The sequence below is a fragment of the Pseudohaliea sp. genome (genome assembly GCF_040217025.1).
In the GTDB taxonomy this organism is placed as follows: domain Bacteria; phylum Pseudomonadota; class Gammaproteobacteria; order Pseudomonadales; family Halieaceae; genus Pseudohaliea.
Genome location: NZ_JAVJOA010000008.1, coordinates 595,595 through 607,870, shown reverse-complemented (window position 1 = coordinate 607,870; position 12,276 = coordinate 595,595). Strand labels below are relative to the sequence as shown.

7 protein-coding genes are annotated in these 12,276 nt (G+C 71.4%); 4 read left to right on the top strand and 3 right to left on the bottom strand.

Features of this window, described 5'->3' with window-relative positions:
* Nucleotides 1-59: 59 nt before the first annotated feature.
* Nucleotides 60-173, top strand: a complete 114-nt coding sequence (locus RKE50_RS06965; RefSeq protein ID WP_350035442.1) for a methionine synthase — start codon at nt 60-62, stop codon at nt 171-173.
* Nucleotides 174-193: 20 nt separating this feature from the next.
* On the opposite strand, the gene RKE50_RS06960 is transcribed toward RKE50_RS06965, so the two are convergent.
* Together RKE50_RS06960 and metH are read right to left on the bottom strand one after the other, a co-directional pair.
* Nucleotides 194-511: a DUF2970 domain-containing protein gene (locus RKE50_RS06960; RefSeq protein WP_350035440.1), complete on the bottom strand. Its 318-nt coding sequence runs from the start codon at nt 509-511 to the stop codon at nt 194-196.
* A gap of 9 nt (nt 512-520) precedes the next feature.
* The gene (gene metH / locus RKE50_RS06955) at nt 521-4,216 is read right to left on the bottom strand and encodes a methionine synthase (protein WP_502937872.1); all 3,696 of its coding nucleotides are present in this window, start codon (nt 4,214-4,216) and stop codon (nt 521-523) included.
* Between the two features lie 223 nt (nt 4,217-4,439).
* Between metH and nfuA the strand changes: the two genes are divergently transcribed.
* Nucleotides 4,440-5,015, top strand: coding sequence for a Fe-S biogenesis protein NfuA (gene nfuA, locus RKE50_RS06950; RefSeq protein WP_350035438.1), 576 nt, complete (start codon nt 4,440-4,442; stop codon nt 5,013-5,015).
* Between the two features lie 8 nt (nt 5,016-5,023).
* Here nfuA and RKE50_RS06945 read toward each other — a convergent pair whose 3' ends face one another.
* Nucleotides 5,024-6,133 carry a 3-deoxy-7-phosphoheptulonate synthase gene (locus tag RKE50_RS06945; RefSeq protein WP_350035437.1) on the bottom strand — a complete coding sequence of 370 codons (1,110 nt, stop codon included), beginning with the start codon at nt 6,131-6,133 and terminating at the stop codon, nt 5,024-5,026.
* Nucleotides 6,134-6,252: 119 nt separating this feature from the next.
* Here RKE50_RS06945 and RKE50_RS06940 point away from each other — a divergent pair, with 119 nt between their 5' ends.
* The gene (locus tag RKE50_RS06940; protein WP_350035436.1) at nt 6,253-8,949 is read left to right on the top strand and encodes a PD-(D/E)XK nuclease family protein; all 2,697 of its coding nucleotides are present in this window, start codon (nt 6,253-6,255) and stop codon (nt 8,947-8,949) included.
* Nucleotides 8,946-12,242, top strand: coding sequence for a UvrD-helicase domain-containing protein (locus RKE50_RS06935; protein WP_350035435.1), 3,297 nt, complete (start codon nt 8,946-8,948; stop codon nt 12,240-12,242). Before RKE50_RS06940 ends, RKE50_RS06935 begins: the two co-directional genes overlap by 4 nt.
* Nucleotides 12,243-12,276 lie beyond the last annotated feature (34 nt).

Sequence of the window (12,276 nt, the reverse complement as noted above, 5' to 3'; positions counted from 1 at the left end):
GGGCATACGACGCGACAGTAAACAAGACCGCAACCCATTCAGAAAGGACGAGCAGGCCCATGGCATCCCAGAGCAACGGCAGTGACGGCGCGGCAGACGCGGTGGCAGTAACGGCGATCATCGCCATCGCGGTCCTGGGCCTGTACCTCTGGCTGTCGGGGATGCCGAGCTAGGCAAGGGTCTCCCGCGCCGCTCAGTCGGCGCCGGCCAGCACCAGCTTTACGACCGTCAGCACGGCGCCGATAAACAGCGCCGTGAAGATGAGCCCCGCCGCGATAAAGGTGCCCGCACGTCCCTGGCGGAAGTCCCGTTCCCGGTTGCGGCTGCTCTGAACGCCGAGTCCGGCTGCGAAGACGCTGCTCACCACCTGCAGGACACCGAGGCCCTTCCTTTCTTCACGGTCCGGGGCGGGTTCCTGCGCCCCGGTCGAAGCGTCCCCGTTGTCCTGCCCGGGCGCATCCTGCCCTGCGGCAGCTTCGTCTTTCGCGGCGCTGTGGTTGCGGTCTTCCATGGCTATCCCCTAGTCCAGGTTGGGCGCCAGCCAGCGGGCCAGTTCGTCCACGGCCATGCCCTTGCGGGCGGCGAGGTCCTCGAGCTGGTCCCGCCCGATCTTGCCCACGTTGAAGTAGCGCGAATCCGGGTGGGCGAAATACCACCCGCTCACGGAGGCGGCCGGTGTCATGGCAAAGCTCTCGGAAAGCGAGACACCGCAGCGCCCCGGCGCATCGAGCAGGTCGAAGAGAGTGGCCTTCTCCGTGTGGTCCGGGCAGGCCGGGTAGCCGGGCGCCGGACGGATTCCGCGGTAGCGCTCGCGGATCAGCGCCGCGTTGTCCAGCTCCTCGTCGGGTGCATAGCCCCAGAGCTCGCGGCGCACCTGCCGGTGCAGGTGCTCGGCGAGAGACTCGGCCAGGCGGTCCGCCAGGGCCTTCAGGAGAATGCTGTTGTAGTCGTCGTGAGCCGCCTCGTAGGTCGCGGCCCGCTCGGCCACGCCATGGCCCGCGGTGACGCAGAAGCCGCCGACGTAGTCCGCCGTGCCCGCGGGGGCGACAAAGTCGGCCAGGCTGTAGTTCGGGTCGTCGTTGCCCTTCTTCGACTGCTGGCGAAGCTGGTGCAGCCGGGCGAGGGGGGCGTCGCGGCGGTCGTCCTCGAACACGACGATGTCGTCGCCGTCCGCGTTGGCCGGCCAGAAGCCCACGGCGGCCCGCGCTGTCAGCCAGCCCTCGTCGATGATGCGCGCGAGCATCGTCTCGGCGTCGCGGTAGAGCTCCCGGGCCTGCTCGCCCACCACGGCATCGTCGAGGATCGCCGGGTACTTTCCGGACAGTTCCCAGGTGAGAAAGAAGGGCGTCCAGTCGATGGTGTCGACGAGATCGGCGAGGGGGAACTCCTCCCAGCTGCGCACGCCGAGGAAGCTCGGACGGGGCGGCGCATAGGCGGACCAGTCCGGAGCGAAGCCGTTGGCGAGCGCGTCGGCGTAGGCAAGGCGGGGCGCCCGCGGCTTGCGGTTGGCCACGCGCTCACGCACCTCGGCGTACTCGGCCCGGCGCTCGGCGACGAAACGGTCCTTGCCCTGGCCGGCGAGCTGCGTCGCCACGGCCACGCTGCGCGAGGCATCCGGCACGTAGATCACGGCATCGTTCTCGTAGGCCGGCTCGATCTTCACTGCCGTGTGGGCCTTCGAGGTGGTCGCGCCGCCGATCATGAGCGGGACGTCGAAGCCCTGGCGCTGCATCTCCGAGGCGACGTGCACCATCTCGTCGAGGGATGGCGTGATCAGGCCGGACAGGCCGATGATGTCGACCTGCTCCTCCCTGGCGACGCGCAGAATCTCCTCGCAGTGCACCATCACCCCCAGGTCGATGACCTGGAAGTTGTTGCACTGCAGTACGACCCCGACGATGTTCTTGCCGATGTCGTGTACGTCACCCTTGACCGTGGCCATGAGAATCCTGCCGTTGGGCTTTGACCCCTCGCGCTTTTCCGCCTCGATGTAGGGCTGCAGGTAGGCGACCGCCTGTTTCATGACGCGGGCGCTCTTCACCACCTGCGGCAGGAACATCTTGCCCTCGCCGAAGAGGTCGCCGACCACGTTCATGCCGTCCATGAGCGGCCCCTCGATGACCTCGATGGGGTGATCGACGGTCTGTCGCGCGGCTTCCGCGTCTTCCTCGATGTAGCTGTTGATGCCCTTGACCAGCGCGTGCTCAAGGCGCTTCGCCACGGGCCACTCGCGCCAGGCGAGGTCCTCCTTGCGCTCGCTGCCCTTGCCGTCTCCCCGGTAGCGCTCGGCGAGGTCGAGCAGGCGCTCCGTGGCGTCCTCGCGGCGGTTGAGGACGACGTCCTCGACGCCCTCGCGCAGTTCCTCCGGCAGCTCGTCATACACCGCGAGCTGGCCGGCGTTGACGATGCCCATGTCCATGCCGGCGCGGATCGCGTGGTAGAGGAACACGGAGTGGATCGCCTCGCGCACGGTGTTGTTGCCGCGGAAAGAGAAGGAGACGTTGGACACACCGCCGGACACGAGGGCGCCGGGGAGCTCCGCCTTGATGAAGCGCGTCGCCTCGATGAAATCCACGGCGTAGTTGTTGTGCTCGGCGATCCCCGTGGCCACCGCGAAGATGTTCGGGTCGAAGATGATGTCGTTCGGGTTGAAGTCGAGGCGCTCGCGAAGCAGATCGTAGCTCCGCCGGCAGATCGCCTTGCGCCGCTCCAGGTTGTCGGCCTGGCCGTCCTCGTCGAAGGCCATCACCACCACGGCCGCGCCGTAGCGCTGGCACAGCCTGGCCTGCTCGAGAAACTCCGCCTCGCCGGCCTTCAGGCTGATCGAGTTCACCACCGCCTTGCCCTGCACGCATTTCAGGCCGGCCTCGATCACGGACCAGCGCGAGGAGTCGATCATCACCGGCACGCGGGAGATGTCCGGCTCCGACGCCACGAGGCGCAGGAAGGTGACCATGGCCGCCTCGGCATCGAGCATGCCCTCGTCCATGTTCACGTCGATGACCAGGGCGCCGTCTTCGACCTGCGCGCGCGCCACGTCCAGGGCCGTGGCGTAGTCACCCTCGAGGACCAGGCGCTTGAAGCGGGCGGAACCGGTGACGTTGCAGCGCTCACCCACGTTCACGAACAGCGTGTCCGCGCCGATGTTGAACGGCTCGAGGCCGCTCAGGCGGCAGGCCGGCGGACGCTCGGGAAGGGCGCGCGGGGCGATGCCGTCAACGGCCGCCGCAATGGCGGCGATGTGCTCGGGCCCCGTGCCGCAGCAGCCGCCGGCAAGGTTGAGGAAGCCGCGGCGGGCAAAGTCGCGGAACTCCGCCTGCATGTCGGCGGGCTGCTCGTCGTATTCGCCGAAGGCGTTCGGCAGGCCTGCGTTCAGGTGCGCGGAGAAGTAGCAGTCCACGGCGTTGGAGAGCTCTTCGAGGAAGGGCCGCACCTCCGCAAAGCGGCGCCCGCAGTTGCTCCCGACAATGAGTGGCCGGGCGTGGGCGATGGCATTCCAGAAGGCCTCCGGCCGCTGCCCGGACAGGTTGCGGCCGCTGGTGTCCGGGAAGGTCACGGAGATCATCAGCGGCAGAGCCTCGCCGCGGTCCTCGAAAACGCCCTGGGCGGCGAAGATGGCGGCCTTGGCGTTCAGCGTGTCGAAGACCGTCTCGATCATGAGCAGATCCGCACCGCCGTCCATGAGGCCTTCCACCGCCTCGCGGTAGTCCCGGACCAGGGTATCGAAGTCGATGTTGCGCGCGCCGGGATCGTTGACGTCCGGCGAGATGGACGCCGTCCGCGGCGTCGGCCCGAGGACGCCGGCGACATAGCAGCGCCGGTCGGGCGCCTCCGCCATGGCGGCGTCGGCGGCCGCGCGGGCCAGGCGCGCTCCCTCGACGTTGAGTTCCCGCGCCAGCGCCTCCAGGCCGTAATCGCCCTGGGCCACGGCGGTGCTGTTGAAGGTGTTGGTCTCGATGATGTCCGCGCCCGCCGCGAGGTAGGCCTCGTGGATGCGGCGCACCACGTCCGGGCGCGTGAGCGAGAGCAGGTCGTTGTTGCCCTTGAGGTCGCCCGCGTGGTCGGCGAAGCGCTCGCCGCGGTAATCCGCCTCGACCAGCCCCTCGCCCTGGATCATCGTGCCCATGGCGCCGTCGATCACGAGGATGCGGGCGTCGAGCTGCGCGCGCAGCTCGCTGTCGATGGGGCTGATCCTGGGCGGTGTGTCGCTGGCCACGGTAACCTCTTGCTGGTTGTGAGAACCCCCGTGCGGCCGGGGAGTCGGCGGTCAAAAGCGGCGTAGTCTAGCAGAACGGCGGGCCTTCGACCGGCTTCCCGCCGGTCGCCGCCCGTTCCGCCCCCTGCTGTCGAAGCGGCAGCCGGGCGTGCCGGCGCTTGCACGCGCCCCGGACCGCCCTGCTATAATACCCGAGTAAATCACTCAGGAAGAAGCGCCGAACATGATCACCATCACGGAAGCCGCCCAGGAATACCTCGCCGAACTCCTCGGCAAGCAGGAGGATGCGCTGGGTGTACGCGTCTTCATCAACCAGCCGGGCACGCCGAGAGCGGAGACCTGCATCGCCTACTGCCGGGAAGGGGACGTCCGCGAGGAGGACGTGGAGCACCAGTTCGACAAGCTGAAGGCCTGGTTCGAGCCGCGCAGCGTGCCTTTCCTGGAGGACGCCCTGGTCGACTTCGCCAAGGACCGCATGGGTGGCCAGCTCACGATCAAGGCGCCGAACGCAAAGATGCCGCGGGTGGGCGACGACAGCCCCCTTGAGGACAGGATCAATTACATCCTCTACAACGAGATCAACCCGTCCCTGGCGGCCCACGGCGGCGAGGTGAGCCTGGTCGAGATCACCGACGACAACTTTGCCGTGCTCCAGTTCGGCGGGGGTTGCCAGGGCTGCAGCGCCGTGGATATCACGCTGAAGAACGGCGTCGAGCGCTCGCTGCTGGATCAGCTACCGCAGCTGGCCGGTGTGCGCGACGTCACCGACCACACGGACCGCAGCCAGGCCTATTACTGACAGCTCTTCTACCGGGCAGCGGCTTCGGCCGCAGCGCCCCGCCGCCGCGCAGGCAGCGCCGCTTTCAGCGCGGCATCGGCCTCACGCAGGCAGCTCTCCGTTTCTTCCCAGCCGATACAGCCGTCCGTAATGGACACGCCATAGGCGAGTTCCGACGGCGGCGCCAGCGGCTGGTTGCCCGCGTTCAGGTGGCTCTCGATCATCAGGCCGACGATGGACTCGTTGCCCTCGAGGATCTGGTTGACCACGTTCTCGACGACCAGTGGCTGCAGCTCGGGCTGCTTGTTCGAATTGGCGTGACTGCAGTCCACCATGATGTTGGTCGAGAGGCCGGCCTCGGCGAGCGCCGCCTCGGCGAGCTTGACGTGGACCGAGTCGTAGTTCGGACCCTGGGAGCCGCCGCGCAGGACGATGTGTCCGTAGCGGTTGCCGCGGGTCGTGTACACGGAGACCCGGCCCTCGTGGTTGATGCCGAGAAAGCGGTGCGGCCGGGCCGCGGACTTCAGGGCATTGGTCGCCACGGTCAGGCTGCCGTCCGTCCCGTTCTTGAAGCCCACGGCGGAGGACAGGCCGCTGGCCATCTCGCGGTGGGTCTGGGACTCCGTGGTCCGTGCGCCGATCGCCGACCAGGCGATGAGGTCCTGCAGGTACTGCGGTGAGATCGGGTCGAGGGCCTCGGTGGCCGTCGGCAGGCCGAGCTCGAGGATGTCCAGCAGCAACCGGCGACCGATGCGCAGGCCGTCCTCGATGCGGAAGGTGTCGTCCATGTAGGGGTCGTTGATCAGCCCCTTCCAGCCCACGGTCGTGCGCGGCTTCTCGAAGTAGGCGCGCATGACGATGAACAGGGTGTCGCTGACCTCGTCTGCGAGGACGCGCAGGCGCCGGGCGTAGTCCATGGCCGCCTCGGGGTCGTGGATGGAGCAGGGCCCCACCACCACGAAAAGGCGCGGGTCCCGCCCGTCGAGGATGTCGCGGAGGACCTGGCGGCTGCGGGTGACGGTGGCCAGGGCCGCTTCGCCCAGGGGGAGGGCACGCTTCAGCTCCGCCGGCGGGATGAGGACTTCCTGCCCGGCGACATTGACGTTGTGAACCGTGTTCTGCGCTTCGCTTTCGCTCATGGCGGTTTTCCTGGCCTTCCTGCTAAAGTCCCTCCGGTGCGCAGAGGGCGCCGCATTCTAAAACAGCGACGCCCGCTTTCACAGGCGCCTCACCTGGGGCGCCGCAACACGGGAGCCCGATGGCCGCCAAACCCCTCTTCGACGTCGCGCCGCTGGCACCCTGGCTGGAGCGCGGCGACACGGTGCTCACCGCCAACCACCGGCTGGCGCGCTACATTCAGCGCGCCTGGGACGAGCGCCAGCGCGCGGCCGGCGCCCGGGCCTGGGCCGCGGCACCGGCTTCGGCGGTAGAGAGCTGGCTCCTGGCGCGCTGGGAGGATGCCGTTGCCGCAGGAAGGCTGCCGCTGCGCCGCTGCCTCGAACCGGCTGCCGTGCACTACCTGTGGCGGCAGGTCATCGCCGCTGACGACGACGGGGCTACCGGGTTCACCCTCCTGCAGCCCGGCGAGGCCGCCCGGCTTGCGCAGCGCGCCCGCGACACGCTGCTTCGCTGGCGCATCGACGGCGGCGACGAGGCGACGCGCCAGCTCTTCCGCCTGGGCGGTGACAGCGCGCACTTCCTGCGCTGGCTGGACCGCTTCGAGGAAGAGCTGGCACGCCTCGGTGCCGCGACCCCCGCGGACTGCCTGCGCGACCTTCTCGAAGACCCGGCGCCGGCCGCCGGTCCGCTCACCCTGGTGGCCTGCCACGACCTGTCACCACTGGTCGATGCCTGCCTGGCACGCCTCGGCGAGCCGCTCGAGGAGGCCCCGCCGGCGGCGCCCCGGGCGATGCCGGAAGTCCGCTGCTATGCCGGGCAGCACGATGAACTGCGGGCGATCGCCGACTGGTGCGCGGCGCTTGCGGCCGCCCGGCCCGGCGCGAGGATCGGCGTGGTGGTGGATGCGGATTCGGTACGCCGGGCGGCGCTCGACTACCAGCTGCGCCGGGCCTTCGACTGCGTCGATGCCAACTACCACCGGCTGCCCGTGAATTACAGCGCCGGCCTCACGCTCGACCGCGCGCCGCTGGTGCGCGATGCGCTGGGCCTGCTCGCGCTGCTCGAGGGCAGCGTGGACCTGTCCGCGTTCCTGGCGCTGCTGCGCTCCCGTTTCCTGCCGCTGCCGGATCGGGACGACGCGGCGATGGTGACCTTCGTCGAGCGGCTGCGTGCCCTCGGCGCGCGGCGCATCGAGCTGGGCCTGTTGCGCTACCAGGCCGGCCGTGCCGGGACCGCACTGGGGCAGCGGCTGCTGGAGCTGCGCGAGCAGACGGAGCGCCCCGGACGGCGCGACGGCCCGGGCTGGGTAGGGCGGTTCCGCGAGTTCCTGGCCGCTTTCGGCTGGCCGGGGACGGGGCTCGATTCTCTCGAGTACCAGCAGTACGGGCTCTGGGAGGAGACCCTCGGCAGCTTCGAGCGCTGTGCCGCCCTCGGCCCGCCGCTCGGCGCAGCGGAGGCCCTGCAGCTGCTGCGCGAGTGCCTCGGCCAGCGTGTTTTCCAGCCCAAGACCGCCGATACGGATATCCAGGTGCTCGGCGCCCTGGAGGCCGCGGGCCTTGCCTTCGACGCCCTCTGGGTCTCCGGCATGCATGCCGGCGCCTGGCCGGCACCGGCGCGGCCCAACCCGCTCATCCCCCTGTCCCTGCAGCGGCGCACAGGCATGCCCCAGTGCTCGCCGGAGGGGGAGCACGCCTTCGCCAGCCGGCTGCTCGCGCGCTACGCCGCGGCGGTGGACAGCCTGGTCATGAGCACGGCGCTGGCGGCGGACGGCGCGCCGCTGCTGCCGAGCCCCTACCTCGGCGACGCCCCCGCGCCGGAGACGGCACCCGCCCCCGGCGAACAGGCCTGGCGCCGGCGGCGGGAGGCCCTCGAGCTCGAAACGGTCGCGGACAGCTGCGCCCCGGCCGTCGGCGGGGAAGGCGTGCGCGGCGGCGCCGGGCTGCTGGAGTCGCAGGCCGCCTGTCCTTTCCGCGCCTTCGCCCGCTACCGTTTGCGCCTCGCAGCGCCGGAGGAACCGGTCACCGGTCTCAATGCCCTGGAGCGCGGCGTGCTGCTGCACGGCGCCCTCTACAGCCTCTGGGGCAGCCTCGGCGACAGCGGGACCCTCGCAGCCCTGGACGGGCCGGCCAGGCGGCGGCATTGCGAGGCGAGCGCCGAGGCCGCCATGGATGCCCTGCGCCCCGAGCGGCGCCAGGTCGTCGGCGGCGCCTGCCTCGCCCTGGAGCAGGCGCGTCTCGCCGATACGCTGGTCGCCTGGCTCGACCTCGAGGCGGCGCGCCCGCAGTCTTTTGCCGTGATCGCCCGGGAAGAGCCCGTCGAGCTGGCGCTCGCCGGGCTGGTGCTGAACCTGAAACTGGACCGGGTCGACCGCCTCGAGGACGGCGGCGAGCTGGTGATCGACTACAAGAGCGGCAGCACCCAGCTCGCCGGTATTTTCCGGGAACGCATCGACAGCCCCCAGCTGCCCCTGTACAGCCTGGCCCGCGGCCCGGCGCTGAACGGGGTCGCCTACGCCCAGCTGCGCCCCCGGGACCTGCGCCTGCTCGCGGCGGGGGTGGGCGAGGGCCTTGCCGACCTCGAGAAAAACCTCGGGAAATACCTTGCCGGCGACCCGGCGGTCGAGGACTGGGAAGGACTGCGCAGCGCCTGGCGGGAGCGCCTCGAGGCGCTGGCCGGGGAGCTGATGGCCGGCGAGGCGCCCGTAGCGCCCACGGCGACCGCCTGCCGCCACTGCGATCTCGCCAGCCTCTGCCGCATCGGCGCGGTCGAGGACAGCGCCGGCGAGGGCGTCGAGTTCGGCGCCGCGGACAGCGCGCTGCCGGGGGCAGTGGAGTGACGCTCGCGGACGCCGACGCACGGCTCGCCGCGATCGACCCGGCCGCCAGCGTCTGCGTGAGCGCGCCGGCCGGTTCCGGCAAGACGGAGCTGTTGATCCAGCGCTTCCTCGCGCTCCTCGCGCGCGTAGAGCACCCGGAAGCGGTGCTCGCCATCACCTTCACCCGCAAGGCGGCCGCCGAGATGCGCGAGCGGATTCTCGATGCGCTCGCCGACGCGGCCAGCGAGGCGCCCGTGGAAAGCGAGCACGGCCGGCGCACGCGGGCGCTCGCTGACCAGGTCCTGGCCAGGGACCGGGACGCGGGCTGGGGGCTCCTCGACAACGGCAACCGGCTGCGCGTGCGCACCATCGACAGCTTCTGCGCGGAGCTGGCGCGGCAGATGCCGCTGCTCAGCAACCTGGGCGGCTCTGTCGCCACCGTGGACGATGCCAGCGAGCTCTACCGGGAGGCGGCCGAGGGTCTGCTTGCCGGTCTCGACCGGGCGCCGGCGCAGAACCCGGACCTCGCCGCGCTCCTAGCGCACCTCGACAACCACTGGGAGCGCCTCGCGACCCTGCTCGCCTCGCTCCTGGCCCGTCGCGACCAGTGGCTCAGCTACCTCGGCGCGCACCGCGACGAAGCGGCCTCCGAGGCGTATCTCCGCGCGGCACTGCAGGCGCTCGCCGGTGACGTTCTCGGCGATCTCGCCGCCCGCCTGCAACCCGCCGCGGCGACGCTGGACGCTCTGCTGGCCTGGCGCCATGGGCAGGGAGAGGGCGACCGGCTCGAGGGCATGCCGCCACCGTCGCCGGAGGCGCTGCCGGCCTGGCGGGAGCTCGCCGCCGTGCTGCTGACGAACGACGGCGCCTGGCGCAAGCGCGTTACCAGGGCCCAGGGCTTCCCGGGGGGCGGCAAGGTGGAGGCGGTCGCCGCCATGAATGGCTGGCTGGAAACGGTGCAGGCGGATACGGACCTCGCCGAGGCGCTGGCCCGGGTGCGCATCCTGCCGTCGGCGGAGGATGCGGGCGCCTGGCCGGTCCTCGCCAGCCTCGCCCGTCTGCTGCCCCAGGCCGTGGCCCAGCTCTTCATCGTCTTCCAGCGTCGCGGCGCGGTGGACCACTCGCAGATGGCGCTCGCCGCCCTCGATGCGCTCGGTGACGACGACGCCCCGACGGATCTCGCCCTGCGCCTCGATTACCGGATCGAGCACATCCTGGTCGACGAGTTCCAGGATACCTCGATCAAGCAATACGAGCTGGTGCGGCGCCTGACGCGGGACTGGGCCGAGCACAACGCTGCCAACCCCGGGGCGCCGCGCACCGTGCTGGTCGTCGGCGACGGCATGCAGTCCATCTACGGCTTCCGGGACGCGAACGTGAGCCTGTTCCTCAAGGCCCGGGACGAGGGCTTCAACGGCCTGCGCCTCACGCCGCTGCAGCTCGCCAGCAACTTCCGCTCCGTGCGACCGGTCGTTGACTGGGTGAACGACCAGTTTGCCGCGGCCTTCCCGCCGGAAGACGACGTCGTTGCCGGGCGCATCCGCTATACGCCCGCCGTCCCGACCCGCGATGGCGGGGGCGCCGTGGCCGTGCACTGTTTCCGCGGCGAGGACGGGGCGGACCTGGTGGCCGCCGAGGCCGACTTCGTCGCCGCCGGGGTGCTCGCCGCGCTGCGCGACGCCCCGGGCGAAAGCTGTGCCGTGCTCGGCCGCACCCGGCGTCAGCTGCAGCCGGTGTTGTCCCGGCTGCGGTCGGCCGGTGCCCCGGTCGCCGCCCAGGACGTGGATGCGCTGGGCAGCCGGCCGGTCATCCGGGACCTCCTCGTCCTCTGCCGTGCCCTGGCGGACCGCTACGACCGGCTGGCCTGGTTTTCGCTGCTGCGCGCGCCGTGGTGTGGGCTCGGCCTGGCCGACCTTCTTGCCGTGCACGAGGCAACGGCGACCGGCGCGGTGAGCGGCTGGCTGCTCGGCGATCGCCGGGCCCCCGGCCTCAGCACCGAGGGCGCGGCCCGCCTTGCGGCGGTCGCCGCGGTGCTCGCCCGCGCCGAGGCAACCCGGGACCGGCGCGGGCTGCGCGGCTGGCTGGAAACGGCCTGGCTCGCCCTCGGCGGCCCGGCCTGCTACCCGCCGGAAAGCGACGGCGCCGCCGCGCAGTTCTTCGCGCTCGTCGAGCGAGCCGACGCCGAGGCCGCCGGGCTGGACGTGGCTTGGCTAGAGCGCGAGGTCGGCCGCCTCTATGCCGAGCCCGGCGACCCGCGAGCCGCCGTGCAGGTGATGACCCTGCACAAGGCCAAGGGCCTGCAGTTCGACCGGGTGTGGCTCCTCGATATCGCCGGCGGCACCCGCGGCGATGACCGCGAACTGCTGGCCTGGGACCAGCACGTGACCCGGGCGGGGGAGCGCTTCTTCCTGCTGGCGGCGGAAGACCACAGCGACAGGCGCTCGCCGAGCCTGTACCAGTACCTGCGCGAGGAGGCGGCGGTGAAGCGGAGCCTGGAGGCCACGCGGCTTCTCTACGTCGGCGCGACCCGGGCCGTGCGCGAGCTCGTGCTCTGTGCGCGGCCGGGCTGGGACGACCGACGGGAGAGCTTTCGCGCCCCGTCATCGGCAGCGCTGGCGGCGGCGCTGTGGCCGCGCGTCCTCGACGGCGCCGTGGAGCATGTCGTGGACGTGACGGCGCCGGCTGCGGGGGAGGGACCGCCGCCGCTCGAGCGCCTCGCCGCAGTGCCGGTCGCGCCGGAGGCACCGCTGTCGGAAGCGCCGGTCGCCGAGAACCCCTGGGAAGCCGTCGGCCTGCGCGAGCGCTGCATCGGCACCGCGGTGCACCGCGTCCTCGAGGGCCTGGCCGGACGCTACCCGCTGCCCGCGCAATGCGGAGCGGCCGAGCGACACCTCGCCACGCTGTCCCTGGCGCAGGCGGGGCTGCCCGCGATGGATGAGGCCGAGGCCCTGGCCGAGGTGCTCGAGCACGTCGATCGCACGCTCGCTGACGAAGGGGGCCGCTGGGTCCTCGCCGCCCACCCCGAGGGCGCGACCGAGTGGGCGCTGACGGCCCTCGACGATGCCGGTGAACTCCGGCAGCTGGTACTGGACCGTCGCTTCCGGGACGGCGAGACCGGGGAGCACTGGATCATCGACTACAAGACCAGCCGCCCGCTGCCCGGCGAAGCCCCCGAGGTCTTCGAAGCGCGGGAGGCCGAGGCGCATGGCGCCCAGCTCGCGGCCTACCGGGAAGCGCTCGCCGCCATCGTCGGTGGCCCGGTGCGCTCGGCGCTCTACTTCACCGCCCTCGGGCGCCTGCTGCGCTTCCCCTGAATCCTGTCGTCGCTATACTGGTGACGCCCACCGC

Bases quoted from the DNA above. Each gene is read 5' to 3' on its own strand.
- RKE50_RS06965 (WP_350035442.1), top strand. From the start codon at position 60: ATGGCATCCCAGAGCAACGGCAGTGACGGCGCGGCAGACGCGGTGGCA.
- RKE50_RS06960 (WP_350035440.1), bottom strand. From the start codon at position 511: ATGGAAGACCGCAACCACAGCGCCGCGAAAGACGAAGCTGCCGCAGGG.
- nfuA (WP_350035438.1), top strand. From the start codon at position 4,440: ATGATCACCATCACGGAAGCCGCCCAGGAATACCTCGCCGAACTCCTC.
- RKE50_RS06945 (WP_350035437.1), bottom strand. From the start codon at position 6,133: ATGAGCGAAAGCGAAGCGCAGAACACGGTTCACAACGTCAATGTCGCC.
- RKE50_RS06940 (WP_350035436.1), top strand. From the start codon at position 6,253: ATGGCCGCCAAACCCCTCTTCGACGTCGCGCCGCTGGCACCCTGGCTG.